Source organism: Chimaeribacter californicus (assembly GCF_002858675.1).
Lineage (GTDB): Bacteria > Pseudomonadota > Gammaproteobacteria > Enterobacterales > Enterobacteriaceae > Chimaeribacter > Chimaeribacter californicus.
The window spans coordinates 1-23,795 of record NZ_PJZF01000009.1; the positions used below are offsets into that span (position 1 = coordinate 1).

Annotated in this window: 22 protein-coding genes, 1 pseudogene and 1 riboswitch; of the genes and pseudogenes, 14 read left to right on the forward strand and 9 right to left on the reverse strand. The window is 61.8% G+C overall.

Annotated elements, in window-relative coordinates; translation table 11 throughout:
* Positions 1–455 (reverse strand): annotated as a pseudogene (locus CYR55_RS11725) (mannose-6-phosphate isomerase); the annotation flags it as partial.
* 227 nt (positions 456–682) lie between these two features.
* On the opposite strand from CYR55_RS11725, the gene CYR55_RS11730 reads away from it, so the two are divergent.
* Positions 683–1,444, forward strand: coding sequence for a LacI family DNA-binding transcriptional regulator (locus tag CYR55_RS11730; RefSeq protein ID WP_277622331.1), 762 nt, complete (start codon positions 683–685; stop codon positions 1,442–1,444).
* Here the strand turns inward: CYR55_RS11730 and ygiD are convergent.
* Positions 1,380–2,162 (reverse strand): 4,5-DOPA-extradiol-dioxygenase, encoded by a 783-nt coding sequence (gene ygiD / locus CYR55_RS11735; RefSeq protein ID WP_101816329.1) that lies wholly within the window; start codon positions 2,160–2,162, stop codon positions 1,380–1,382. The two genes, CYR55_RS11730 and ygiD, sit on opposite strands and share 65 nt — an antisense overlap.
* A gap of 220 nt (positions 2,163–2,382) precedes the next feature.
* On the opposite strand from ygiD, the gene zupT reads away from it, so the two are divergent.
* Positions 2,383–3,150, forward strand: a complete 768-nt coding sequence (gene zupT / locus CYR55_RS11740) for a zinc transporter ZupT (protein WP_101816330.1) — start codon at positions 2,383–2,385, stop codon at positions 3,148–3,150.
* Positions 3,151–3,224: 74 nt separating this feature from the next.
* On the opposite strand, the gene ribB is transcribed toward zupT, so the two are convergent.
* Positions 3,225–3,878: a 3,4-dihydroxy-2-butanone-4-phosphate synthase gene (ribB, locus tag CYR55_RS11745; protein WP_101816331.1), complete on the reverse strand. Its 654-nt coding sequence runs from the start codon at positions 3,876–3,878 to the stop codon at positions 3,225–3,227.
* A gap of 127 nt (positions 3,879–4,005) precedes the next feature.
* A riboswitch (FMN riboswitch) is annotated at positions 4,006–4,175 on the reverse strand.
* 196 nt (positions 4,176–4,371) lie between these two features.
* Between ribB and ubiK the strand changes: the two genes are divergently transcribed.
* Positions 4,372–4,725: a ubiquinone biosynthesis accessory factor UbiK gene (gene ubiK, locus CYR55_RS11750; RefSeq protein WP_101816332.1), complete on the forward strand. Its 354-nt coding sequence runs from the start codon at positions 4,372–4,374 to the stop codon at positions 4,723–4,725.
* A gap of 51 nt (positions 4,726–4,776) precedes the next feature.
* Here the strand turns inward: ubiK and hldE are convergent, their stop codons facing one another.
* The 3 genes from hldE to CYR55_RS11765 all read right to left on the reverse strand — a co-directional run bounded on the left by hldE (position 4,777) and on the right by CYR55_RS11765 (position 10,529).
* A complete protein-coding gene (hldE, locus tag CYR55_RS11755) occupies positions 4,777–6,207 on the reverse strand; it encodes a bifunctional D-glycero-beta-D-manno-heptose-7-phosphate kinase/D-glycero-beta-D-manno-heptose 1-phosphate adenylyltransferase HldE (protein ID WP_101816333.1) in 1,431 nt (476 codons plus the stop codon).
* Between the two features lie 125 nt (positions 6,208–6,332).
* Positions 6,333–9,158: a bifunctional [glutamate--ammonia ligase]-adenylyl-L-tyrosine phosphorylase/[glutamate--ammonia-ligase] adenylyltransferase gene (gene glnE, locus CYR55_RS11760; RefSeq protein WP_101816334.1), complete on the reverse strand. Its 2,826-nt coding sequence runs from the start codon at positions 9,156–9,158 to the stop codon at positions 6,333–6,335.
* Between the two features lie 54 nt (positions 9,159–9,212).
* On the reverse strand, positions 9,213–10,529 hold the full coding sequence (locus CYR55_RS11765) for a CYTH domain-containing protein (protein ID WP_101816335.1): 1,317 nt from the start codon (positions 10,527–10,529) through the stop codon (positions 9,213–9,215).
* Between the two features lie 436 nt (positions 10,530–10,965).
* On the opposite strand from CYR55_RS11765, the gene CYR55_RS11770 reads away from it, so the two are divergent.
* The 4 genes from CYR55_RS11770 to CYR55_RS11785 all read left to right on the forward strand — a co-directional run bounded on the left by CYR55_RS11770 (position 10,966) and on the right by CYR55_RS11785 (position 13,707).
* On the forward strand, positions 10,966–11,586 hold the full coding sequence (locus CYR55_RS11770; protein WP_101816336.1) for a TIGR04211 family SH3 domain-containing protein: 621 nt from the start codon (positions 10,966–10,968) through the stop codon (positions 11,584–11,586).
* Between the two features lie 153 nt (positions 11,587–11,739).
* Positions 11,740–12,984 (forward strand): multifunctional CCA addition/repair protein, encoded by a 1,245-nt coding sequence (locus CYR55_RS11775; RefSeq protein ID WP_101816337.1) that lies wholly within the window; start codon positions 11,740–11,742, stop codon positions 12,982–12,984.
* An 82-nt stretch (positions 12,985–13,066) separates the two neighbouring features.
* The gene (locus CYR55_RS11780) at positions 13,067–13,339 is read left to right on the forward strand and encodes an AbrB/MazE/SpoVT family DNA-binding domain-containing protein (RefSeq protein WP_101816338.1); all 273 of its coding nucleotides are present in this window, start codon (positions 13,067–13,069) and stop codon (positions 13,337–13,339) included.
* Positions 13,339–13,707 carry a type II toxin-antitoxin system PemK/MazF family toxin gene (locus CYR55_RS11785; protein ID WP_101816339.1) on the forward strand — a complete coding sequence of 123 codons (369 nt, stop codon included), beginning with the start codon at positions 13,339–13,341 and terminating at the stop codon, positions 13,705–13,707. Before CYR55_RS11780 ends, CYR55_RS11785 begins: the two co-directional genes overlap by 1 nt.
* A 62-nt stretch (positions 13,708–13,769) precedes the next feature.
* Here the strand turns inward: CYR55_RS11785 and bacA are convergent, their stop codons facing one another.
* Positions 13,770–14,588 carry an undecaprenyl-diphosphate phosphatase gene (bacA, locus tag CYR55_RS11790; RefSeq protein WP_101816340.1) on the reverse strand — a complete coding sequence of 273 codons (819 nt, stop codon included), beginning with the start codon at positions 14,586–14,588 and terminating at the stop codon, positions 13,770–13,772.
* A gap of 130 nt (positions 14,589–14,718) precedes the next feature.
* Entirely contained in the window at positions 14,719–15,075 is a 357-nt protein-coding gene (gene folB, locus CYR55_RS11795) for a bifunctional dihydroneopterin aldolase/7,8-dihydroneopterin epimerase (RefSeq protein ID WP_101816456.1), read from the reverse strand.
* A 107-nt stretch (positions 15,076–15,182) separates the two neighbouring features.
* On the opposite strand from folB, the gene plsY reads away from it, so the two are divergent.
* From plsY to CYR55_RS11810, 3 genes are all read left to right on the forward strand, one after another.
* Complete coding sequence (plsY, locus tag CYR55_RS11800; protein ID WP_146000977.1) at positions 15,183–15,824, forward strand: glycerol-3-phosphate 1-O-acyltransferase PlsY; 642 nt, start codon at positions 15,183–15,185, stop codon at positions 15,822–15,824.
* A 352-nt stretch (positions 15,825–16,176) separates the two neighbouring features.
* Positions 16,177–17,556, forward strand: coding sequence for an MFS transporter (locus CYR55_RS11805; protein ID WP_101816342.1), 1,380 nt, complete (start codon positions 16,177–16,179; stop codon positions 17,554–17,556).
* Between the two features lie 13 nt (positions 17,557–17,569).
* Positions 17,570–18,844, forward strand: coding sequence for a gallate dioxygenase (locus tag CYR55_RS11810; RefSeq protein WP_101816343.1), 1,275 nt, complete (start codon positions 17,570–17,572; stop codon positions 18,842–18,844).
* On the opposite strand, the gene CYR55_RS11815 is transcribed toward CYR55_RS11810, so the two are convergent.
* Positions 18,802–20,067, reverse strand: coding sequence for a LysR family transcriptional regulator (locus tag CYR55_RS11815; protein ID WP_206604039.1), 1,266 nt, complete (start codon positions 20,065–20,067; stop codon positions 18,802–18,804). The genes CYR55_RS11810 and CYR55_RS11815 overlap by 43 nt on opposite strands.
* Before the next feature lie 126 nt (positions 20,068–20,193).
* On the opposite strand from CYR55_RS11815, the gene galB reads away from it, so the two are divergent.
* The 4 genes from galB to CYR55_RS11835 are packed head-to-tail and all read left to right on the forward strand — an operon-like array spanning position 20,194 to position 23,630.
* Positions 20,194–20,934: a 4-oxalmesaconate hydratase gene (gene galB / locus CYR55_RS11820; RefSeq protein ID WP_101816458.1), complete on the forward strand. Its 741-nt coding sequence runs from the start codon at positions 20,194–20,196 to the stop codon at positions 20,932–20,934.
* Positions 20,931–21,644: a 4-carboxy-4-hydroxy-2-oxoadipate aldolase/oxaloacetate decarboxylase gene (locus CYR55_RS11825; RefSeq protein WP_101816344.1), complete on the forward strand. Its 714-nt coding sequence runs from the start codon at positions 20,931–20,933 to the stop codon at positions 21,642–21,644. Before galB ends, CYR55_RS11825 begins: the two co-directional genes overlap by 4 nt.
* A 1-nt stretch (position 21,645) precedes the next feature.
* Positions 21,646–22,740 (forward strand): 4-oxalomesaconate tautomerase, encoded by a 1,095-nt coding sequence (locus CYR55_RS11830; protein ID WP_101816345.1) that lies wholly within the window; start codon positions 21,646–21,648, stop codon positions 22,738–22,740.
* Positions 22,737–23,630 (forward strand): NAD(P)-dependent oxidoreductase, encoded by an 894-nt coding sequence (locus tag CYR55_RS11835; protein WP_101816346.1) that lies wholly within the window; start codon positions 22,737–22,739, stop codon positions 23,628–23,630. Before CYR55_RS11830 ends, CYR55_RS11835 begins: the two co-directional genes overlap by 4 nt.
* The last annotated feature ends 165 nt before the right edge of the window (positions 23,631–23,795 follow it).

Below are 23,795 nucleotides of genomic sequence, written 5' to 3' on the forward strand. Positions count from 1 at the left end.
ATCAGGAGGTCACCGTCAGCCATCAGCGCCGCACCGGTGCCCACCACCACCACCAGCCCCCGGCGGACGGCCGCGATCGCCTGTTTTAAGCGCAGGCGTTTGTCCGGATCGAAAAAGTCGGCCAGCTCACGCGTAGAGATCCGCCCGAACACCGGGTCGTCCGTGAGATCGGCGTCGATCAGTGCGTCAATCTCCGCCGGGCTGCGCCGGGCTTCGGCGGCATCAAACAGCGCGGCCGGGCGCAACGGCATCAGTAATTTTGCCAGCAGTTCGCGTTGCGCTACGCCGTGATAGCACTCCACCACCAGCACCGTTTTCTGCCCGCGCCGCGCCGCCAATGCCGCCTGAACTGCCGACACCACCTGCGGCCAGCCCTGCCAGGCCTCCTGTTCCCCGCCTGCGATCGCCACTTCCGGGAATTTATCGTATTGACTCTTTTCACCCATTTTTCTCATCTCTGCGCCTCCTGCCTGGAAGCGCAAAGATTAATCGATTAACCTTGCGTTAAATAGGGTGATTAACGGGATTAACTTCAAGAAAGCCGTACTTAGCGGCTAAACAGACAGGGATTTATGATGAGCCTCACAGGATAATCACTCTGTTTCACTGAAAAAGGTTAATCGTTATACCTTCAGGATTCACTGGGATAACGGTGCGTTATAGCCCGTGACAGGAGCAAAATATGACCAGCATTACCCTGGCCGACGTGGCGGCCCATGCCCGCGTCTCAACGGCGACCGTCTCCATGGTGTTGCGTAACCGTGGCCGGATTTCTGCCGCCACCCGCCAGCGGGTGCTGGAGGCGATCGACGCCTTAGGCTATGTCTATAACCAGACCGCCGCCAACCTGCGCAACCGCCGCAGCAACCAGATTGGGCTGCTGCTGCATGACATCACCAACCCGTTTTATGCAGAGATGACGGCCGGGCTGAGCCAGGAGATGGCGCGCCACGACCTGATGCTGTTTCTGGCCAACAGCGAGGAGTCCGTGCCGCGCCAGCAGAAGTTTGTGGATTCCCTGTTGCAGAACAGCGCCGGCGGCATGGTGCTTTGCGCCGCCCGCCAGACGCCGCCGCTGTTTTTTGAGGCGCTGAAACGGCGCAAGATCCCGGCGATTATGGTGGTGCGCCCGGTCAATGACGCGCATTTCGATTTTGTCGGCACCGACAACTTCCTCGGTACCCAGCTCGCCACCCGCCACCTGATCGCGATGGGCCACCGGCATATCGCCTTTATTGGCGGCTCGGCCACCTCCTCGACCCGCGCCCAACGGCTGGGCGGCTACACCAGCACGCTGCTGGAAAACGGCACCGCCGAAGCGCATCATCCTGCCGCCGACGCTGGTGATCCGCGGCTCCTGTGGCTTTGGCAGCTGAACGTTACCCGACCCGCACCGACAGCATACTCAGTGACGCCATTTCAATGCCGTCCGTGGGCGTGGTGACCGGCTCCCGGCCGTCCCAGGTGCCGAGCACATAAAGAAGCGGCAGGTAGTGTTCCACTGACGGGTTGGAGAGCGCCGCGCCCTCATGCGCCATAAAGTGCACCAGCGGGTGGTTCTCGCCCTGCCAGGTCAGGTTCTCCTTCACATAATTGTTGAAGGATTCCGCCCACGGATAGGCGGTGGTATCGCCCTGCCACTTCGCCATGCGCAGGTTATGCACCACGTTGCCGCTGGCGACAATCAATACCCCCTGATCGCGCAGCGCCGCCAGTTTTTTCCCCAGGGCATAGTGGTATTCCGGCGGCTGCGTACCGTCGATGCTGAGCTGCACCACCGGTATGTCTGCTTCCGGGTACATCTTGATCAACACGCCCCATGATCCGTGATCCAGCCCCCACTCACCCTGATCGGCTGCCACCGGCACCGGCGCCAGCAGCTGCTGAAGTTGCGCGGCCAGCGCCGGAGAACCGGGTGCCGGGTAGCGGACGTCAAACAGTGCCTGCGGAAAGCCGCCGAAATCGTGGATGGTGCGCGGCTCGGCCATCGCCGTCACCGCCGTGCCGCGGGTATACCAATGGGCAGAGATCGCCAGAATCGCCGTGGGCCGCGGCAACCCGGCCGCCAGATCGCGCCAGGCGCGGGTATGGTTATTTTCCTGCAGGGCGTTCATCGGGCTGCCATGGCCCAGGAACAGCGCAGGCATACGTGTAGTGGTCATAAATTATCCTTGCTGCGTATACTCTGAATGCAGCGAAAGGCAAAAGCCCCTGCCGCCGGTAACGAAATACGTTACTCTCTTTCCCAGAGGCTTACAGCCGGATAAGTATGAAGGAGATGTTCAGAAATTTTGAACCCTTATGTCAGCGGCGGGACGTATACGGCGTGTTACACCGGGTAGCGCGGCCCGCAGTTAATGGAATTTACTGAAAGGAGCTGTCATGTCAGTACCGCTAATCCTTACCCTGCTGGCCGGTGGCGCGACCTTCGCCGGGGCGCTGCTGGGCATTATCGGGCAGAAGCCCTCCAACCGGGTGCTGGCGTTTGCCCTCGGGTTCGCCGCCGGTATTATGCTGTTAATTTCCTTGATGGAGATGTTGCCGGCGGCGCTGCATACCCGCGGTATGTCGCCGATGCTGGGTTACGGCATGTTTATGCTGGGCCTGCTGGGCTACTTTGCGCTGGACCGGTTGCTGCCCCACGCCCACCCGCAGGATCTCACCGTCGGCCAGTTGTCGCCGGGCAGCCTGAAACGCACTGCACTGCTGCTGACGCTGGGCATCAGCCTGCATAACTTCCCGGAAGGCATCGCCACCTTTGTCACTGCCAGCACTGACCTTGAACTGGGGCTGGGCATTGCGCTGGCGGTAGCCATCCACAATATCCCGGAAGGGCTGGCGGTGGCCGGGCCGGTGTATGCCGCTACCGGCTCGAAAACCAAAGCGCTGCTCTGGTCGGGCGTCTCCGGCATGGCGGAGATCCTCGGCGGCCTGCTGGCCTTCAGCCTGCTGGGGCCGATGGTGTCGCCGGTGCTGATGGCCTCGATCATGGCGGCGGTGGCGGGCATTATGGTGGCGCTGTCAGTGGATGAACTGATGCCGCTGGCCAAAGAGATCGACCCCAACAATAACCCGAGCTACGGCGTGCTGTGCGGCATGTCAGTGATGGGCTTCAGCCTGACGCTGCTCCAGAGCGGCGGCGCAGGCTGACCGCCCCTGAATAAACCTGCGCCATAAAAAAGGGCTGCCAAACGGCAGCCCTTTTTACGACGTTCTGTAACGGATCAGCTCGCCTGACGCGTCTCTGACTGGAGGTACGCCACCAGGTCTTCAATGGTCACGACCGGCATGTCGTGTTGTTTCGCGAATACCACGGCTTCCGGCGCGTGCGCCATGGTGCCGTCATCGTTGGTCAGCTCGCACAGCACGCCCATCGGTTTAAACCCGGCCAATGACACCAGATCAATGGTGGCTTCGGTGTGGCCGCGGCGGCTCAGTACGCCGCCGTTCTGCGCACGCAGCGGGAAGACGTGGCCGGGGCGGTTCAGGTCGCTGGGCTTGGCATTATCCGCCACGGCAGCGCGGATGGTGGTGATGCGGTCAGCGGCGGAGACGCCGGTGGTCACGCCTTCAGCGGCTTCAATGGTCACAGTGAACGCCGTCTGGAACTGGCTGGAGTTGTTCTCCACCATCATCGGCAGTTCAAGCTGCTGGCGGCGTTCCTCGGTCAGGCAGAGGCAGACAATGCCGCTGCCGTGGCGGATGGTCAGCGCCATCTGCTCGACCGTCATGGTTTCGGCGGCAAAAATCATGTCACCTTCGTTTTCGCGGTTTTCATCATCCAGTACCATCACGCCGCGGCCATTGCGCAGCGCATCAATTGCACGTTCAACACGTTCAACCGGCGTACCGAATTCGGAAAGGAGCGTCTGATTCATGGTAAAGAAACCTCATTAAAATTATGGATTACCAGAATCAGGGCGAGCTTAGGAGGGTAATCACCCAGTATGCAGGATACGGGGGATTTGAAAAATAACGCATGCGGGCATCATGCCCGGCAACAGCCGTTACTCTCTCCCATCCGGACTATAACCGTCGGCCCCGGAATTACACCGGATCTGCTGACCCCACGCCGAACACGGCGCAAGCGCTCGCGGGCTTCCATACCGGCCATTGATAGCCGTGGTGTATGGTTTACCGCCGGTGGGGACTTTCACCCCGCCCTGAGAATAAGCGTGGTTACTATAGCGCCAATGTTTTCGCAGGGCAATTCACGTTTTTGGCTAAGCTTTGTTGCTTTTCAGCACAAATTGCTTCGGGCCGCCCCTGGTTTATCTGATTCATCTGCTGAATGTTTCCCAAGGGTTTATCCCATGCCGAACTCGGATTACACTACAGTTAAGAGACTTTTATCCAAACAAGGGAACGATCATGATTGACCCGAAAAAAATAGAACAGATTGCACGCCAGGTGCATGAGTCCATGCCGAAAGGCATCCGCGACTTCGGGGGCGATGTCGAGAAGAAGATCCGGCAAGTGCTGCAATCCCAGCTGACCCGCCTTGATTTGGTCAACCGCGAAGAGTTTGACGTGCAGACCCAGGTGCTGCTGCGCACCCGCGAAAAACTGGCGCTGCTGGAGCAACGCCTGGAAGCGCTGGAAAGCCGCCAGGTCACCCCGCCGACGGCCGTGATCCCAGAGACCTCCGTGATCCCGGAAACGCCTGCTGCGCCGTCGGTCATCGTGACGCCGGACACCCCGCCGGCACCGACGGACAAGCTGTAAGCGCATAAAAAAAGGACACCCCAGGGTGTCCTTTTTCGTCAGGGCGGCCTGTCAGCCGCGCCCCTCTTTAATTGACTTGATGATGTTGGTGGTGGAGCAGCCATCTTCAAAATTCAGCACCCGCACCTCACCGCCCGCCGCCCATACCTCTTTGCTGCCGGCAATCTCATGCGGCTGGTAGTCACCGCCTTTCACCAGCAGGTCAGGCAGGATCTCCGCGATCAGGCGCTGCGGCGTGTCCTCTTCAAACAGCACCACCCAGTCTACTGCTTCCAGCGCGCTGAGCACGATCATGCGCTGCGTTTCCGGGTTCACCGGGCGGGATTCGCCCTTGAGCCGTTTGGTGGAGGCGTCGCTGTTCATTGCCACAATCAGGCGGTCGCCCAGCTTGCGCGCGTTGGCGAGGTAGGAGACGTGGCCGGCGTGCAGGATGTCAAACACCCCGTTGGTCATCACCACTTTTTCGCCGCGCTTGCGCGCATCGGCCACTGCCTGCTTAAGCTCTGCCTCGGTCATGATGCCGAACCCGGTTTCCGCACGGCCGTGGATGGCATTCTCCAGCTCCACCGGCGACACGGTCGAGGTGCCGAGTTTGCCGACCACGACGCCTGCGGCCGCATTCGACAGGAAGCAGGACTCTTCCAGCGTATTGCCTGCCGCCAGCGCCGCCGCCAGCACGCCGATCACCGTATCACCGGCACCGGTCACGTCGTAGACTTCCTGCGCTTCCGTCGGCAGGTGCAGTGGCGGTTTGCCCGGCTGCAACAGCGTCATGCCCTGTTCGGAGCGGGTCACCAGCAGCGCGGAGAGATCGAAATCGGCAATCAGTTTCATGCCGCGCTCAACCAGCTGCGCTTCCTCTTTGCAGCGGCCCACCACGGCCTCAAACTCAGAGAGGTTCGGCGTCAGCAGCGTCGCGCCACGGTAACGCTCGAAATCGTTGCCTTTCGGGTCAACCAGCACCGGCACCCCGGCCGCTTTCGCCAGCGCGATCATCGGCTGCACGTCCGCCAGCGCCCCTTTGGCGTAGTCAGACAGCACCAGCGCGCCGCTAACCGGCAGCGCCTGCCGGATGCGATCCAGCACCGGCTGCGGGTCGATGCCCTCAAAGCCCTCTTCGAAATCGAGGCGGATCAGCTGCTGATTGCGGGACAGCACGCGCAGTTTGGTGATGGTCGGGTGCGTCGGCACCGCGACGAAATCACACTGCACATTCACTTCGTCCAGCCTGGCATTCAGCGCACGCGCGGCGTCATCCACGCCGGTCAGCCCCACCAGACGGGAGGACGCCCCCAGTGAGGCGATGTTCATGGCCACGTTGGCCGCACCACCAGGACGCTCCTCAATGGTATCGACTTTTACTACCGGTACCGGGGCTTCCGGCGAAATGCGGCTGGTCGGCCCATACCAATAGCGGTCCAACATGACGTCACCAACTACCAGTACACCGGCACGGCGAAAATCAGGCAGTGTTACTTTCATCCCATACTCCAGACTGATCAAAACTGAAAAATTTCGCGAGATATTATCATAAGCGCGGTTTAACCCTGCGCGGTTTATCCCCGCGCCCGCGGGGAAACTCTACCTGGCGCACCTCAGGCCCGGCGCTACCCCAGCCACGTCTGCCAGCTCTGCCTGACCTGTTGGCGCTCTGCCTCAAACTGGCCGGTAGCGACTTTACCGGAAAGCGCCTGCAACGCCAGATGGTGGATCTCGTCACGCAGGGTCACGTAGGCGTGGGTCAGGGCGGCGGCTTCCTGCTCCTCCATGATGCGGTACTGCGCCATCAGGGCAAAAATCCGCACATTGTCTGACCAGCGGGTCAGCGCCGGTTCATCGGCCGCGTAGCGTAGGACAAGATATTGCGCGATGAATTCAATGTCCGTGATGCCGCCGGGGTCAGATTTCAGGTCAAAGCGATCCGGCTGCTTGCTGGCGAGGTGCGTCACCATCTTCTGGCGCATCTCTCTCACCTCCTGCTGCAGCGTATCCGCATCACGGCGGCGAGATAAAATAGCATGGCGGATGGCATCAAACTGCTGGTGAATATGCGGGTCGCCATGCACCATGCGCGCGCGCACCAGCGCCTGATGCTCCCACGTCCAGGCGTCATGCTGCTGATAGAGCGAGAACGCCTCGACAGTGCTGACCAGCATCCCGGCCGCGCCGGAGGGTCGCAGGCGCGCATCGACTTCATACAGAATGCCGGAGGAGGTGCGGGTGCTGAACAGGTGCATAATGCGCTGCGCCAGCCGCAGGTAGAACTGGCGGCCATCGATGCTGCGCTCGCCGAGGGTCATTACCTCTTCCGGGCAGTCGAGCAGGAACACCAGATCGAGATCGGAACTGTAGCCCAGCTCCCAGCCGCCCAGCTTGCCATAGCCGATGACCGCAAAACCGCGCCCGTCACGCCCCGCCAGATGCGACGGCTCACCGTAGCGCGCCACCATCTGCTGCCACGCCTGTTGCACCACGCTCTCAATCATCGCCTCGGCCAGATAGGTGAGGTGATCGCTCACTTTCATGACCGGCAGCACCCCGGCGATGTCTGCCGCCGCGATGCGCAGCAACTGCGCCTGTTTGAACTGGCGCATCGCCTCGAGGTGCTGCTCCTCCTCCTCTTCCGGCACGCGCATCAGGTACTGGCGCAACTCATCGCGGTAGGCATCCGGCGCAATCGGCTGGTAGAGGGTTTGCGGGTCGAGCAGCTCATCGAGCAGCAGTGGATAGCGCGCCAGCTGGTCAGCCACCATCGGCGAGGCATCACACAGCCGGATCAGCTGTTTCAGTGCGCCGGGGTACTCCACCAGCAGTTCAATGTAGGTGGTGCGCGTCACGATGTTCAGCAGCAGCGGCGTCAGGCGCGCCAGCGTCATATCCGCATGAGGGTGAGCGCACACTTCCATCAGCAGCCGCGGCATCAGCAGGTCGAGCATTTCACGCCCGCGCGGGCCGATGGTGCGCTTGTCCATGTCCAGCCGGAAATCACGCAGGCTGCGCAACAACTGTGCCTGGCGCGGCGCGGCCAGTTGCGGCACCAGCGGGGCCAGCTCGCTCTCTTCCAGCGCATCATTCCACAGGCTGGTGTAGTGCTCCTGTACGCCGTTTTCGCCCTGCTCCGGCGCATCGTCCCCAATCATCTGGTCGAACACCGCCCGCACCGCCTGCATATGGGCGTCGGTGGCAGCCATAAGCTGCGGCCAGTCCGCCTGCTGCATCCCCCACGCCAGCCGCGCCTGATTCAGGGCATCCGTGGGCAGGGTCTGGGTCTGTTCATCGGCAATCGCCTGCAACAGGTTCTCCAGCCGCCGCAGAAACAGGTAGGCCTCACGCAGATCGGCCACCTGCGACTGCGGCAGCAGCCCCAGTTCGCCCAGCGCATGCAGCGTCGGCAGCAGCGCGCGCTGTTGCAGCAGCGGCTCACGCCCGCCGCGGATCAGCTGGAATACCTGCACAATAAACTCGATTTCCCGGATGCCGCCCGCCCCCAGCTTGATGTTGTCTTTCAGGCCGCGCCGCCGCACCTCACGCGCAATCATCCCTTTCATGTTGCGCAGGGACTGGATCACGCTGAAATCGATATAACGCCGGAACACAAACGGCTTCAGCGTCTTGCGCAGCTCCTGGCTGTAGGCATCTTCCGCCCCGCCCATCAGCCGCGCCTTCACCATCGCGTAGCGCTCCCAGTCGCGCCCCTGCTCCTGATAATAATCCTCCAGCGCCGGGAAACTCATCACCAGCGGGCCGCTGTCCCCAAATGGCCGCAGGCGCATGTCCACGCGATAGACGAAGCCGTCCACCGTGGCCTGATCGAGCGCTTTGATCAGCCGCTGCCCCAGCCGGGTGAAGAACTGGGCGTTGTCCAGCACCCGCCGCCCGCCGCGGGTTTCGCCGTTTTCCGGGTAGGCGAAGATCAGATCGATGTCTGACGAGAAGTTGAGCTCGCCGCCGCCCAGCTTGCCCATGCCGAGGATCAGCAGCGTTTGCGGATCGCCCTGCGCGTTGGAGGGCGTGCCCCAGTCACGGCAGCAGGCGGCGTAGAGCCAGTCGCGCGCCGCGACGATCAGCGTTTCCGCAAGCTGGCTGAGCTGTTGCAGGGTCTGTTCGGTGCTGCTCTGCTGCAACGCCTGCGACCAGGCGATGCGCGTCATAACCCGGCGGCGGAACTGCCGCAGCACGCGCATCAGCGCCGCCTCCTCGGTGACCTCTGCCAGCGCCTGCGCCAGCCAGTCAGCATAGTGTTGCCACTCCTCCGGGTGCGGCGGGGCGGCCTGCAACGCCGGCAGCCAGTCGGGGTGGGCAATCAGGCTGTCACTGACAAACTCGCTGAGTGCCAGCACACTTTCGGCCTGCGGCGTCAGTGTAACGGTCGCAGGCAGGCGGGCGGCCTGCGCGTCGGCATGCGAACGCAGCAGGGGAGGCAGAGGTAACATGTCAAATTCCTTATTGAGAAAAGCCCGCACAAGGCGGGCCGGAAATCAGGGGAATCAGTCCGCTTTGGCAGGTGCGCCGTTCAGCCAGAAGGCGGGTTGCTGTACCGCATGTTTGCGGGCGGCTTCCAGCCAGGCCTGCTGCTGCTGCACAATGGATTGTTGCAGCGCCTGCCAGTTTTCGATGTAGCTCTGCCAGGCACTTTGCGGGTAAGCCCCGGCCAGCAGGTGCAGCGCAATGATCTGGCGGGTCAGGCGCGGCAACTGGTCGCGGTAGCCGTCATCCGTCAGCGGCTGGCTGAAGGCTTCTTTAATGTCGGCTGCCACGCGGCTCAGCATGATGTCAGCGAAGCGCTTGAAAGAGCCGTCGAGCTTTTTACGGCTTTTTTCATCCACAAACTGCTGCCATTCTGCATTGGCCAGATAGCTAGTAAGCGCTAACTTACACTTCAGGTAGTCCGCACCGAAGCAGAGCGCCGCAGCTTTCACTTCCGGGTCGGCCAGCAACGGCTCCAGCGCATTGAACTGATTGCGCAGCTCGCTGGTGGCTTTGCGCGGCACCAGCCCGCCAAACAGCGCCAGGGCCTGGCGCACCATGCCCAGTGCTTCAATCATCGCGTGGCGCGCCTGCTTGTCACCGCGCAGCCACAGCTCTTCATGGTATTGCCAGTGGCTGAGCGCCTGCTCCAGCACGCCCGCCATGCCCTGCTCCACGGTGGCTTTGGCCGGTGGCGTCCAGACCGGGATCGGCCGCATTTTACGCGGCCCTGTGCCCCGCGCCAGCCAGAAGCCGCGCGCTGCCTTGCTGAACCCACCCTGGCGCAGGCCGCCCTCTTCACCCAGCCAGGCGGCCAGGTGCAGCAGATCCGCCACGTTGCCCTCTTTCAGCTCCAGCTCAATTTCCGCCAGCGGCTCGCTCAGCTCACCGGCCTGCACCACACCCTGGTCGAGGGCAATCTCAATCTCGCTTTGCTGGTAAGTGACGACCCACTTCTCACGCATGAAATCGGTTTTGAACAGCGGTTGCAGCTCGCCCTGCAACGCGGCCACGTCACACCCTTCCGGCCAGATCTCCGCCGGGAAACGCGCCAGGTCCAGCACCGGCTCGTCCAGCGGGACGTTGTACTCCGGCCGCTGGTGCAGCCCGCCCACCGCTTTGCCGCTGGTTTTCACCGTCATTTCATACTGGCCGTCAAAGCCACGGATGCGCAGCCCGATGTCCTGCTCACGCAGGGTATTCTCTGCGGTTTCGTAATAGATGTTGGTCAGCTGCTGCGGGGCGCTGTGCCGGCTTTTCAGGGAAGAGACTTTGGCCGGTAACGCCGCGATGGCCTCCGGCGTCGCAATAAATTTCAGTTCAATCTCTACAGTCATCGTTTTTTCACACCGAAGTTTTCCGGCACCGCCACGGCATCCGGGCGGGCCAGGGAGAGGCAACCCCCACCGGGGCTGGCGTCATGTGGCCTGTTAAGCCATTTATTTTGCTGAATAGTATCGTAAGAGCCGCAGCACGTCTTGCGCCATACAGACAGCAACACACCTGCCTGCGAAACTTTTCTGCCCTGCCCGCTGTCAGACTTCCGATGACGCTGCCGTCGCGACCCATAGCCACAAACGCATAACATCGCGGTAATTTTGCTTAAGTTCGCCGTTCCCACCAGCCTGGTGGCGGATGGCGTGATTGCGTGTGGCGCAGACGGCGGCGGGCAGCAGGATAGTAAGATAGTTCTCATTCCGGTTTTCGCGTTGCGTCGTCACACTTAACTTATTAGTATCGTTCCCCTAAATTTAGCCAAAATACGATGGAATAATGCAGAAATTACGCCTGATTTGCCTTACTTTGCTCACTTTGAGCGTCACCTGGGGCGCCCATGCCGATGAAAAGCGCTACATCTCCGATGAACTGAATACCTACGTTCACAGCGGCCCCGGCAACCAATACCGGATTGTCGGCACACTGAATGCCGGCGATCAGGTGACCCTGCTGAGCACCAATGACAGTACCAATTATGGCCAGATCCAGGACAGCAAAGGGCGCACCACCTGGATCCCGCTTGACCAGCTCAGTGACCAGCCCAGCCTGCGTACCCGGGTGCCGGCGCTGGAGCAGCAGGTCAAAACGCTGACCGACAAGCTGACCAACATTGACAGCAGCTGGAACCAGCGTACCGCTGAGATGCAGCATAAAGTCGCGGCCAGCGACGGCATCATCAACGGGCTGAAGAGTGAAAACCAGAAGCTGAAAGATCAGCTGATCGTGGCGGACAAGAAGGTCAATGCGGTAAACGTCCAGCTGGATGACAAGCAGCGCACCATCATTCTGCAATGGTTTATGTATGGCGGCGGCGTGCTGGGTGCCGGCCTGATCCTCGGCCTGCTGTTGCCGCACCTGATCCCAAGCCGTAAGAAAAAAGATCGCTGGATGAGCTGAGGCCACCGCGCCTTTCCCTCTCCTTTTGCACCTCAGGGCACGTTCGTGCCCTTTTGTCTTTCCCGCGCGCATCACGCTACACTAAAAGCAGTTACCTTGCCGGCAGACCGGGCTTTTCCCGGTGCCCGGTTGTTCTCATGTCAGGAGTCAAACGTGAAGATTTACCTGGTGGGCGGTGCCGTCCGCGATGCGTTACTGCATCTTCCGGTCACCGAGCAGGATTGGGTGGTGGTGGGTGCCACGCCCGAACAGTTGCTGGATCAGGGCTACCAGCAGGTCGGCCGTGATTTTCCGGTGTTCCTGCATCCGGTCAGCCGGGAAGAGTATGCGCTGGCCCGCACCGAGCGGAAATCCGGCAACGGGTATACCGGCTTCGAGTGCCATGCCGCGCCGGATGTCAGCCTGGAACAGGATCTGCTGCGCCGCGATCTCACCATTAATGCCATCGCCCGTGATGCCCACGGCACGCTGATCGACCCATACCACGGCGTGCGTGACCTGAATGACCGGGTGCTGCGCCACGTCTCTGACGCGTTCAGCGAAGACCCGCTGCGGGTGCTGCGGGTGGCGCGCTTTGCCGCCCGCTTTGCCCACTTAGGCTTTACTGTCGCACCGGAAACGCAGGCGCTGATGCAGCAGATGGCCGCCGACGGCGAGCTGGCGCACCTGACGCCGGAGCGGGTCTGGAAAGAGACGGAAAAAGCGCTGCTGACGCAGGATCCGCAAGTCTATTTTCAGGTGCTGCGTGACTGTGGCGCGCTGAAGGTGCTGTTCCCGGAAGTAGACCGATTGTTTGGCGTCCCGGCCCCGGCGAAATGGCACCCGGAGATCGACACCGGCATCCACACCCTGATGACGCTGAAAATTGCCGCCCAGCTCAGCCCGGCGGTGGATGTGCGCTTCTCCGCGCTGAGCCACGATCTCGGCAAAGGGCTGACGCCGCCGGAGCACTGGCCGCACCACCCCGGCCACGGCCCGGCCGGTGTGAAACTGGTGGACGAACTCTGCCGCCGCCTGCGAGTACCGAACCCGGTACGCGATCTGGCGCTGCTGGTGGCGGAGCACCATGACCTGATCCACACCATCAACCGGCTGCGGCCGGAGACGCTGCTCAAGCTGTTTGACAGCATCGACGTGTGGCGCAAGCCCCAGCGGCTGGAGCAGATGATCATCACCAGCGAAGCCGACGCCCGCGGCCGTACCGGGCTGGAGAATAACCCCTACCCGCAGGGCGACTACCTGCGCGCCGCCTGCCACGCCGCCAACAGCGTCTCGATCAAAGAGGTGCTGGACGCCGGTTTCCAGGGCACCGCGATCCGTGATGAGCTGCGCCGCCGCCGTATTGCCGTGCTCACCGACTGGAAACAGCAGCAACAGCTGTTGCCGGTTGAGGGGTGATCCGCTTAAAGTGTGACTTTGTGTGACCTGCGCTTTTTTTATGCTAAACTCGCGCCCTATTTCCTTAAGAAAAGGAGGGCTTATGCCATTAACCAGGCTGCGCCAGCAAGGCGGCGCACTAGTGCTCACTATGCCGAGCGAAGTCGCTGCACAAATGGGCTGGCGGATCGGCACCCAACTCACGGTTGAAACCAGGGACGGCACCGTTTGCCTGACCTCAGCCCGCCGTACGGCGCGTGGCCGTAAAACCGTCGGGCAATTGCTGGGTGAAATTGATTCAGAGGAGATTGCGGCGCTGAATGACACGGTGGCCGATATCAATGATTCCCCGGCAGCAGGTAAGGAATTTTATTGATGGCAACCCGGGTAAGGACACCGCATAAAGGGGAAATCTGGCACATCGATCCTGACCCCACCAAAGGCACAGAATTACGCGGCAGGCACTATTTCCTGGTGCTTTCAGAGGGCGCACTGAACAGTAAATTAGGCGTTTCCATCTGTTGCCCGGTTTCTACCGTGGCACAGGCGGCCCGCTCGACCGGCGTCACCATGGCTGTAACGGCAGACAGCACGGCGTCGGGTACTGTCCGGGGTGTGGTGCTGTGCCATCAGGTGCGTGCACTGGATTTGATTGCCCGGCAGGCGGTTTATCATACTGATGCGGAATCTTTTCTGGTGGATGAAGTGGTCATGAAACTTATCGACTTACTCGACCCGCAATAATAACGATACCCATAAAAAAAGCCCCGCATGGCGGGGCTTTTTCGTTCAGCGGTGTGGGGTGATCAGAAGAACACCACGTAAAGCACACCGGCCACAATAAAGCGGTAGATGGCAAACGGCACAAAGGAGAAGCGCTTGATCACCGCCAGGAAGGTCTTGATCGCCACCAGCGCCACCAGGAAGGCAGTGATAAAGCCCACGGCGAACATCGGTAGATCCGCCATGCTGAGGAAGCCCAGGCTCTTGTAGAGATCCAGGGCGCTCGCACCCAGCATCATCGGCACCGCCAGCAGGAACGAGAACTCCGATGCCGCATAACGGCTGACGCCCATCAGCATACCGCCGGAAATCGTCGCCCCGGAGCGGGAGAAGCCCGGCCACAGCGCGAGACACTGGAAGCAGCCAATCATGAACGCCTGACGGTAGGTGATGTCATCCAGCCCCGGTGAACGCGGCTGTTTTGGCTTCAGCCACTCCGCCGCCAGCAGCAGGAAACCGCCCACTACCAGCGCATACATCACGTTCTTCACTTCAAACAGCGCTTTGATCTTGTCATGCAGCGCCAGGCCAATCACCACTGCCGGAATCATCCCCAGCAGAATATGCACCAGCGTCAGCCGCCCTTTGGTGACACCCTCATGCGGCACCTGCCCGAAGTGGATGCCGATCAGGCCAAACAACCGGCGCCAGAACATCACCACCACCGCCAGAATGGACCCGAGCTGGATAATCACTTCAAAGAATTTTGCTTTGTCATCGGTAAAGCCGAGCCAACTGGCGACGATGATCATATGCCCGGTAGAGGATACCGGCAGGAATTCGGTCAGCCCTTCAACCACACCGAGAATAAACGCCACCACTAACGAATGGACATCCGTCATGAAATATTCCTTACCCCTAAAATTAACGTCATAAAAAAGCGGCATAAATAGATGCCGCTAAATTTCTTCACGTTATGACCAGCTTACCGGCCGTTGGTTTCATTTCAGTGACATTTTGCTGACCGTAAAGTCAGGGCCGATGGCCACGCTCAATGATCACTCCAACCCGGGCAGCCTGTGCCACCGCGCCGGGCTTACTGACCTTAATACGTACCCACGGCGATTTGAAGCGTGTGAGCAACAATTCAGATACTTCCTCTGCCACGCGCTCCACCAGCGCAAAGCGCCGGCCTTCAACATGTTGCAGGATCGCCTGGCTGACATCGGCGTAACTCAGGCAATCGTTGACGTCATCACTGGCCGCTGCCGGGCGGTTGTCCCAGGCCATGTCGATATCGAACACCAGCTTTTGTTGGATGGTCTGTTCCCAGTCGTAAACGCCAATGGTGGTGATCACGGTGAGCTGCTCTATAAATACGATGTCCATCATTTCATTCTCTGTTTTTGGCCCGGCCGGATACCACTTCCAGCGGAATATGCGTATTATCCATAGATGTTGCGATTAAAACGACCCCTAATGAACGGAACCACGTTATGAGTGCTACCGCGCTTGGGATGATTATCCTCGCGTATCTGTGTGGCTCAATTTCCAGTGCTATTCTGGTGTGCCGCCTCGCCCGCCTGCCCGACCCGCGCCAGAGCGGCTCCGGTAACCCGGGTGCCACGAATGTCCTGCGAATTGGCGGCCGCACCGCGGCGGCGGCCGTGCTGATCTTTGATGTCCTGAAAGGGATGCTGCCGGTCTGGCTGGCCTACAAATCCAATGTGCCGCCCTTCTACCTCGGCCTGACGGCGATTGCCGCCTGCCTGGGCCACATCTGGCCGGTGTTCTTCCATTTCCGTGGCGGCAAAGGCGTGGCAACCGCCTTCGGAGCGATTGCGCCGATCGGCTGGGACCTCACCGGCCTGATGACCGGTACCTGGCTGCTGACGGTGCTGCTGAGCGGCTACTCCTCGCTGGGGGCGATTGTCAGCGCGCTGATTGCCCCGTTCTACGTCTGGTGGTTCAAACCCCAGTTTACCTTCCCGGTGGCGATGCTCTCCTGCCTGATCCTGATGCGCCACCATGACAATATCCAGCGGTTGTGGCGCGGCCAGGAGACCAAAATCTGGCACAAGCTGCGCAAACGGCGTGAAGAAGCGCGCAAAGCGGCGGCCGGCCGCAAATCCTCCTGACCTCTGTGCGCCTGCGCGGCGCACGGTGACGTGCTTTCCCCCTGACCTTTCCCCTTCTCTGCCTGCGGCCTGCCCGCCTTTTCGTTTTGCTTTCCCAATTTTCCGACACCGCTCAATAAATAAATAAAACTCATACCTCAATAACTATTTTACGGCAGACAAACCCTCTGCACCTGCCTAAGTTGGTAGCTGTACCACTTAATAAATCCATACACAATCTACTGATTAATCAATAAAAATTACAAAAAACGCACCAGTGCGTAGTGCTGGTGCCTGCTTTTTTCTCCGGTGGCAGCCGGTAAAAATTTTAACCCGATCACGTTATTGATAAAAAAAACAGAGAGCGTACCCGATGAGCGATCACCCGATTGTTGACGTAAAAGGCTGGATAGATGCCCGCCCCATTTCCGGCTACCAATGGCTGGTGCTGGGGCTCTGTTTCATCATTATTATGTTTGACGGCTACGATGCGGCGGTGATGGGCTTTGTCGCCCCGGCACTGATTGAGCAGTGGGGCATTTCACGGGCGGAGATGGGGCCGATCCTCGGTGCGGCGATGTTTGGCGTGGCGATTGGCGCGCTGATTGCCGGGCCGTGGTCAGACCGGGTGGGCCGCAAACGGGTGCTGCTGTTCTCGGTCGCCGGGTTTGCCCTGTTCAGCCTGCTGTGCGCCTTTGCCCGCACGCCGCTGGAGATGGCTGCCCTGCGCTTTCTGGCCGGGCTGGGGCTGGGCGCGGTGATGCCCAACTGCGTCACGCTGGTGTCGGAGTATATGCCGGCGCGCCGCCGAGGCCTGACCATCGCCCTGATGTACAGCGGCTTTAACATCGGCTCGGGCGCGGGCGGGTTCATTGCCGCCGGGCTGCTGCCCGGTTTCGGCTGGCAAGCGGTGCTGGGCATCGGCGGGCTGGTGCCGCTGCTGATGTTGCCGGTGCTGATCATGGTGCTGCCGGAATCCGCCATGTACATGGTGGTGCGCCGCGTCAGCCGCGAGAAGATTGCTGCGGTGTTGCGGCGCGCCGGCGGCCATTTTGCGGCCAATACCACCTTTGTGCTGAATACGCCGGTGATCCGCAAGCGCGCTGCGGTGTTGCAACTCTTCAGCAAAGGCTATGCGGGCGGCACCCTGGTGCTCTGGATCACCTACTTTATGGGGCTGTTCGTGATTTACCTGCTGAACGGCTGGCTGCCGACCATCATGCGCACCAGCGGCTTCTCGCTGGAGCGTGCCGCAATGATCGCCGGGCTGTTCCAGCTGGGCGGCCCGCTCGGCGGGCTGCTGGTGGGCTACCTGATGGACCGCTTCGCCGCGAAATATGTGATTGGCCTGTTCTACCTGCTGGGCATGGCCTGCCTGCTGGCGCAGGGGTTGGGTGCCTTCGGCCCGGCGGTGCTGGCGGTGCTGGTGTTCTTCAGCGGCTTTTGCATCAACGGCGCGCAGAACGGGTTGCAGGGCTTCTCCCCGGCATTCTACCCAACCGAGATGCGCGCCACCGGCGTCAGCTGGATGCATGGCATCGGCCGCACCGGGGCAATCCTCAGCTCCTCTATTGGCGGGGTGCTGCTGGTGACCTTCCCCGGCACCACCAGCATCTTTATTATCCTGGCGATCCCGGCCCTGCTGGCAGCGATCACCATCACCCGGCACCAGAAAGCGCATCCGCCGGAACAGGTCAAAGGCATTGATATCAACGATCTGCCCGCCCTGTCCCGCACCATGAACAACCGATAACCCGAGGTCAACGATGGCAAAGATAATTGGTGGGCTTGCAGTCTCACACACTCCGACGATCGGCTTCGCCGTGGATCATAATAAGCAGCAGGAACAGGCCTGGGCGCCGATTTTTGACGGTTTCGCACCGATGCAGCAGTGGCTGGAAGAGAAAAAGCCGGATGTGCTGCTCTATATTTTCAACGATCACGTCACCTCGTTCTTTTTCGATCACTACTCCACCTTTGTGCTGGGGATTGATGACCACTATGAGGTGGCGGACGAAGGCGGCGGCCCGCGTGACCTGCCGCCGATCGCCGGGCATGCCGCACTCTCCCAGCATATCGGCGCCAGTTTAATGGCCGATGAGTTCGACATGGCGTTCTTCCAGGATAAAGCGCTGGATCACGGCCTGTTTTCGCCGCTCTCCGCGCTGCTGCCGTGGGAAAACGGCTGGCCGGTGCCGGTGGTACCGTTGCAGATCGGCGTGTTGCAGTTCCCGATCCCGACCGCACGCCGCTGTTATAAGCTGGGGCAGGCGTTGCGCCGCGCCATTGAGAGCTTCCCGGAGGATCTCAAGGTGGCGGTGGTGGCCACCGGCGGTGTTTCCCATCAGGTGCATGGCGAGCGTTGCGGCTTCAATAACCCGGAGTGGGATGCCCAGTTCATCGACATGCTGGTCAATGACCCGGAACGCCTGACGGAGATGACGCTGGCGGAGTACGCCACGCTGGGCGGGCTGGAAGGGGCGGAGGTGATCATGTGGCTGGTGATGCGCGGCGCGCTTTCCGCCAATGTGGAGAAACTGCATGAAGCCTATTATCTGCCGTCGATGACCGGCATCGCCACGTTGATCCTGGAAAACCGGGCGCGTGAGGCCCCGGTGGATGTCCACCAGCGCCAGCGCGACAAGATCAACGCCCAACTGGCCGGGGTGGAGAATCTGCCGGGCACTTACCCCTTCACCCATGCGCGCAGCCTGAAGGCGATCCGGATTAACCGCTTCCTGCACCGGCTGATCCAGCCCGCCTGGCGTGAACGCTTCCTCTCGGAGCCGCAAGCGCTCTATGCCGAAGGCGGCCTGACGCCGGAAGAGCAAGCGTTGCTTAGCGCCCTCGACTGGCGCGGGCTGATTCATTACGGCGTCAGTTTCTTCCTGCTGGAGAAGCTCGGTGCGGTGGTGGGCGTCTCGAATCTGCACATCTACTCGGCGATGCGCGGCCAGACGCTGGAGGCGTTCCAGAAAACCCGTAACCAGCAGGTGCTCTACTCGGTGGCGGGCAAGGCTCCGGCGGGCAAACCGGCCTGATGCCGCCCCTCGGCACACACCTCGCGCAGGCAGTCGATCATCGCCTGCGCGGCGGGGGAATGCAGGCAGCCCGTGCGGCAGGTCAGCCCGATATCGCGCCCGGTGTCCGGCAAGGCCAGCGGCAGCACCACCAGTTCGCCGCTGGCCAGCTCATGCTCCAGCTGATGGGCTGATACCGCCGCCACCATCTCCGAATGCAGCAACAGCCCGCGTACCAGCGCCAGATCGCCGCTCTCCACCACCGGCTCCGGTGCCGGGATGCCCATCGCCCGGAAGCAGCCGTCCAGCAGGTGGCGTGCCGGTGTTGCCGCGCGCGGCAGCACCCAGCGCGCCCGGCGCAAATTGTCCGCGCACAGCGGTTGTGTCGCCAACGGGTGATCCCGCCGCGCCAGCAAGACCATCTCCTCACGGAACAGCGTCTCACGCGTGATATCGGCCGCATCATTGCTGTTGCGCAACGCCCCGAAAATAAAATCGATGTCCCCAGCGCGCATCTCGGCCGCCAGCGCACCAAACGCGCTCTCATTGGTGATGACCCTGACCGCCGGGTAGCGCGCCGTAAGCCGGATAATCGCCTGCGGCAGCAGCCGGGTGCGCCCCAGCGGCAGCGCGCCGATGCGCACCGTACCCGCCAGCACGCCGCGCCGGGCGGCGATATCGGCCGGAATGTGGCCCAGTTCGTTCAGGGCGCGGCGGATGTTCGGCTCCATCTCGCGCCCGGCCAGCGACGGCATCATGCCGTACGGGGTGCGCTCCAGCAGCGCGAGGCCCGCGCCATTCTCCAGCACTTTCAGCGCAGCGCTGACCGCCGGCTGGCTGAGGCCGAGCTGTGCGGCCACCGTCTGCATGTGGCGGGTCTGGCACAGGGTGATGAAAATCTGCAACCGCCGCACGTTGAACAGCCAGAGCGGCTCTGCCTCGCCGTGCGCCGGGCGGCCGCGCAGCCGTGCCAGCCGCAACGGTACCTGATGCAGCTCCGCCAGCGCCCGCCGCGCCCGCGGCAGCACACATTTGCCGAAGTCTGTGAGCATCATGCCGCCCGCGTGGCGCTCAAACAGCGGCACCGCCAGCCGCAGCTCCAGATCGCGGATCGCCCGCGTCACCGCAGACTGGGTACGGAATAATTCATCCGCCGCGCGGGAGACGCTGCCCTGCTCCACCACCTGAATAAACGCCCTGATTTGCATCAGGTTTACCCCTTCATCATGGGCTGTTTGCTGCATGATTTCTCCGGCCTCAGAAACGCGATCCTTTCCGGCAATATAAATAAAACGCATACCTGCTGCAATCGAATGAATTATCGCCATACCGGGCGGCGTGCCAGCATAGAAAAAAACCCGGAGGTCACCATGAGCAATGCCACCCTGAAAAAAAGCGCGCTGGTTGTCAGCGCCCACTCTGCCGATTTCGTCTGGCGCGCCGGCGGCGCGATCGCCCTGCACCATGCCCAGGGCTATGACGTCCATGTGGTTTGCCTCTCGTTTGGCGAACGCGGTGAATCCGCCAAGCTGTGGCGCAAAGGCAACATGACCGAAGAGAAAGTCAAAGCATCACGCCGGGAAGAGGCCAACGCCGCCGCCGAAATCCTCGGCGCGAGCATTGAGTTCTTCGACATGGGCGACTACCCGCTGCGGGCTGACAAAGAGGCGCTGTTCCGCCTGGCGGATGTCTACCGCCGCGTGCAGCCGCACTTTGTGCTGACCCATTCACTGAAAGACCCTTACAACTACGATCACCCGCTGGCGACCCACCTGGCCCAAGAGGCGCGCATCATCGCCCAGGCCGAGGGCTACCGCCCCGGCGAGCCGGTGGTGGGTGCGCCGCCGGTCTATTGCTTCGAGCCGCACCAGCCGGAACAGTGTGAGTGGAAACCGGATGTGCTGCTCGACATCACCTCCGTCTGGGACAAGAAATACCAGGCGATCCAGTGCATGGCCGGGCAGGAGCACCTGTGGGAGTACTACACCCGCGTGGCGCAACAGCGCGGTGTGCAGGCCAAACGTAACGTCGGCATCACCAGCAGCCGCGACATCATTTACGGGGAAGGCTATCAAAGCATTTTCCCACGCGTCACGGAGGATCTGGCATGAGTCTTATCGGCAAACGCGGCGTAGTGGTGCGTAACATTCCCCGCGCCGATCAGCAGGTGATCGCCACCCTGGCCGCCTATGGCGTGGCGACAGTGCATGAAGCGCAGGGGCGCAAAGGGCTGCTGGACCCGGCGATCCGCCCGATCCAGCAGGATCACGGCATCGCCGGCAGCGCCGTGACGGTGCTGGTCGCCCCAGGTGACAACTGGATGTTCCACGTCGCGGTTGAGCAGTGCCAACCGGGCGATGTGCTGGTGGTCGCGCCGTCCTCCCCCTGCTCCGATGGCTATTTCGGTGACCTGCTGGCGACCTCCTTGCAGGCGCGTGGCGTGCGCGGGCTGATTGCGGATGTGGGCGTCCGTGACACCCGCACCCTGCGTGAGATGGGGTTTGCCGTCTGGTCACGAGCGGTGTATGCGCAGGGCACAGTCAAAGAGACGCTGGGCTCCGTTAACGTGCCGGTGGTGTGTGCCGGGCAGTTGATCACCCCCGGTGACGTGGTGGTGGCGGATGATGATGGCGTGGTGGTGGTGCGCCATGCAGAGGCGGCCGGGGTGGCCGCAGCCAGCCGCAAACGCGCGGAGCTGGAAGAGAGCAAACGCGCCCGCATGGCGGCTGGGGAGCTGGGGCTGGACATCTACCAGATGCGCCCGCGTCTGGCGGAAAAAGGGCTGCGCTATGTCGACAGCCTGCATGAACTGGAGGAGTAAGATGCGCCAGCGCCGGATCCCCTGTTTGTTGATGCGTGGCGGTACCTCGAAAGCGGCCTGCTTTCTGGCGGCCGACCTGCCTGCCGATCCTGTGTTACGCGACCGCGTGCTGCTGGCGGTGATGGGCTCCCCCGATCCCCGCCAGATCGACGGCCTCGGCGGTGCCGATCCGCTGACCAGCAAAGTCGCGATCGTGGCAAGATCCGATCGCCCGGACGCTGATGTGGATTACCTGTTTGCGCAGGTCAATGTCGATAAGGCGGTGGTGGATTACGGCCAGAACTGCGGCAACATCCTCGCGGCGGTCGGCCCGTTCGCCATTGAGCGCGGGCTGGTGGCGGCGCAGTCGGGCGTCACGGACGTCCGTATTTTTATGGAGAACACCAGGCAGATTGCGGTCGCCCGGGTCTCAACGCCGGACGGCGCGGTAAATTATGACGGCGATCTGCACATTGACGGCGTGCCCGGCACCGCCGCCGAGGTGGTGCTGAATTTCAGTGACATCGCCGGGGCCAGTTGCGGCGCCTTGCTGCCCACCGGCGCGGCGCATGACCACGTTGACGGCATCGACGTCACCTGCATCGATAACGGCATGCCGGTGGTGCTGGTGCGTGCCGCGGATCTGGATCGCAGCGGTTACGAGAGCCGCGAGCAACTGGACGCCGACTGCGACCTGAAACAGCGGCTGGAGTCGATTCGCCTGCAAATGGGGCCGAAGATGAACCTCGGTGACGTCAGTGAGCGCACGGTGCCGAAGATGACGCTGCTGGCCGCGCCGCGCCAGGGCGGCACGATCTCCAGCCGTACCTTTATCCCGCACCGTTGCCACGCCTCGATTGGGGTGCTGGGCGCGGTGAGTGTCGCCAGCGCCTGTTTACTTCCCGGCAGTGTGGCGGAAGGGCTGGCGCAGCTTGAGGCGGGGCAGAACCCGCAACGTGTGAGCGTGGAGCATCCGGGCGGCGAATTCAGCGTGCTGTTGCAGCTGGATGCGCAGCAACAGTTGGCGGGTTGCGGCCTGCTGCGTACCGCCCGGCTGATCTTTGACGGCAATGTGTTGATCCCAGGCGCGGTATGGCCCCCTGAAGGAGCGCAATGATGGAAATAACCCGTGTCACGCTGATTGGTTTTGGCGAAGCCGGTGCCATTCTGGCAGAAGAGATGCAGGCACGCGGCGTGCAGGTCGCCGTCTGGGACAGCCAGTTGCTGGGCGAGACGCGCGGCGCGATGCTGGCGAAAGCGGCGCGCTGTGGCGTGCGCCCCGCGCTGTCGCTGGCGGATGCGGTGCAGGGGGCGGCACTGGTCTTCTCGGCGGTGACCGCCGCCAATGCGCTGAGTGTGGCAGCACAGTGCGCACCGTTGCTGAGCGGCGGGCAGGTGTTTCTCGACCTGAATTCCGTGGCACCCAACACCAAACGGGCCGCCGCCGCGCTGATTGAACAGCATGGCGCAGATTACCTCGACGTGGCGGTGATGGCCCCGGTGCCGCCGCAGCGCCTCGCCACGCCGTTGCTGATCGGCGGGCCACGTGCGGAGGAGATCGGCCCGCGGCTGAATGGCCTCGGCTTTAACAGCCGGGTCTGGGGCCGGGAGGTGGGGGAAGCGTCCGCCATTAAGATGTGCCGTAGTGTGATGATCAAAGGGCTGGAGGCGCTGACCACCGAATGCCTGAGCGCCGCGCGCCAATATGGCGTGGAGCAGGCGGTGATTGATTCACTGCACGCCAGCTTTCCGTCTCTCGGCTGGCAGGATCAGTTCCCCCATTACCTGATCAGCCGGGTGGCGGAGCATGGCCGCCGCCGCGCCGAGGAGATGCAGGAAGTGGTGAAAACCTTGCAGGATGTGCAGGTGTCCCCCGCCATGAGCCAGGCCACCGCCCAGACCCAGCAAGGCATGGTGGATGCGCTGGCCGCACGCGATCTCACTTATGCAGAATTAACGCCGTTTGTCTGGCAGCAGGTGGTCGACAAACTTTACGCAGAGAAGTAACCCCTGAGGCCGGGCATTTCTTCTTATATCCGGCCTTCTTATATCCGGCCTTATTTTTATTCACATTAAATTAACATCGCATTAACTCTGTCCCGCCCGATATTCCCGGATTTTTATGATAATCAGCCTTGTTATTTCCCTTTCACTTTAGCGGTTATTTCCACG

Coding starts and splice junctions, on each gene's coding strand:
- CYR55_RS11730 (WP_277622331.1), top strand. CDS start 683: ATGACCAGCATTACCCTGGCCGACGTGGCGGCCCATGCCCGCGTCTCA.
- ygiD (WP_101816329.1), bottom strand. CDS start 2,162: ATGACCACTACACGTATGCCTGCGCTGTTCCTGGGCCATGGCAGCCCG.
- zupT (WP_101816330.1), top strand. CDS start 2,383: ATGTCAGTACCGCTAATCCTTACCCTGCTGGCCGGTGGCGCGACCTTC.
- ribB (WP_101816331.1), bottom strand. CDS start 3,878: ATGAATCAGACGCTCCTTTCCGAATTCGGTACGCCGGTTGAACGTGTT.
- ubiK (WP_101816332.1), top strand. CDS start 4,372: ATGATTGACCCGAAAAAAATAGAACAGATTGCACGCCAGGTGCATGAG.
- hldE (WP_101816333.1), bottom strand. CDS start 6,207: ATGAAAGTAACACTGCCTGATTTTCGCCGTGCCGGTGTACTGGTAGTT.
- glnE (WP_101816334.1), bottom strand. CDS start 9,158: ATGTTACCTCTGCCTCCCCTGCTGCGTTCGCATGCCGACGCGCAGGCC.
- CYR55_RS11765 (WP_101816335.1), bottom strand. CDS start 10,529: ATGACTGTAGAGATTGAACTGAAATTTATTGCGACGCCGGAGGCCATC.
- CYR55_RS11770 (WP_101816336.1), top strand. CDS start 10,966: ATGCAGAAATTACGCCTGATTTGCCTTACTTTGCTCACTTTGAGCGTC.
- CYR55_RS11780 (WP_101816338.1), top strand. CDS start 13,067: ATGCCATTAACCAGGCTGCGCCAGCAAGGCGGCGCACTAGTGCTCACT.
- CYR55_RS11785 (WP_101816339.1), top strand. CDS start 13,339: ATGGCAACCCGGGTAAGGACACCGCATAAAGGGGAAATCTGGCACATC.
- bacA (WP_101816340.1), bottom strand. CDS start 14,588: ATGACGGATGTCCATTCGTTAGTGGTGGCGTTTATTCTCGGTGTGGTT.
- folB (WP_101816456.1), bottom strand. CDS start 15,075: ATGGACATCGTATTTATAGAGCAGCTCACCGTGATCACCACCATTGGC.
- plsY (WP_146000977.1), top strand. CDS start 15,183: ATGAGTGCTACCGCGCTTGGGATGATTATCCTCGCGTATCTGTGTGGC.
- CYR55_RS11805 (WP_101816342.1), top strand. CDS start 16,177: ATGAGCGATCACCCGATTGTTGACGTAAAAGGCTGGATAGATGCCCGC.
- CYR55_RS11810 (WP_101816343.1), top strand. CDS start 17,570: ATGGCAAAGATAATTGGTGGGCTTGCAGTCTCACACACTCCGACGATC.
- CYR55_RS11815 (WP_206604039.1), bottom strand. CDS start 20,067: ATGCAGCAAACAGCCCATGATGAAGGGGTAAACCTGATGCAAATCAGG.
- galB (WP_101816458.1), top strand. CDS start 20,194: ATGAGCAATGCCACCCTGAAAAAAAGCGCGCTGGTTGTCAGCGCCCAC.
- CYR55_RS11825 (WP_101816344.1), top strand. CDS start 20,931: ATGAGTCTTATCGGCAAACGCGGCGTAGTGGTGCGTAACATTCCCCGC.
- CYR55_RS11830 (WP_101816345.1), top strand. CDS start 21,646: ATGCGCCAGCGCCGGATCCCCTGTTTGTTGATGCGTGGCGGTACCTCG.
- CYR55_RS11835 (WP_101816346.1), top strand. CDS start 22,737: ATGATGGAAATAACCCGTGTCACGCTGATTGGTTTTGGCGAAGCCGGT.